Raw genomic sequence first — 625 nt, 5'->3', positions numbered from 1 at the left:
GCGGGCCGTCGAACATCGCCAGAAACCCGTCGCCGGATGTGTTCACCTCGCGGCCGCGAAACCGGGCCAGTTGCGACCGCACGACGGCATCATGCGCATCAAGCAGCGCGTGCCAGTCACGGTCACCCATCTCCGCAGCGCGGCGCGTCGAGTCCACGATGTCGGTGAAGAGCACCGTGGCAAGCACACGATCATCAGCGACATCGGCTTGGTGACCGGTCAGGAATTTCGCCACCTCCTGAAAGGACGCGCGCCAAGGCTCGACCCAGTGGTGCATGTTGCGGCCTGGAAGCTCAACGTACTTTGCCCCCGGTATGTGATCCGCTATGTACTCGCCCGAGGCCGACGCAAGCAACGCATTGTCTGCGTGCTGAACGACCAGGGTCGGCACGCGGATTGTCGGTAGGACCGCCCGCACATCCAATTCGATCAGCAGTGGAAACATCTGCGCGACGGTTCCCGGGCTCGCCGCAAGGCGTTCCAGTCGTGCCCACGTTGCTCGGATCTCCTCGTTCCACGGCATGTCCGGATTCATCACATGTTGCAACTCCCCCGTTCCCCACATGGAGCCCATCAAGGCAACGACTTCCTCGGGAGTGGGTCCCTCGGTGCGTTCGGCGACCGG

At 63.5% G+C, this 625-nt stretch carries 1 pseudogene; it reads right to left on the bottom strand.

The features are described 5' to 3' along the window. A pseudogene (locus A5704_RS18180) lies at positions 1-625 on the bottom strand (hydrolase); the annotation flags it as partial.

Origin of the sequence: Mycobacterium sp. E735 (assembly GCF_001666955.1) — a bacterium.
Lineage (GTDB): Bacteria > Actinomycetota > Actinomycetes > Mycobacteriales > Mycobacteriaceae > Mycobacterium.
Note: the sequence above shows the minus strand (reverse complement) of the source record. Positions and strands in the feature narration are given on the sequence as shown.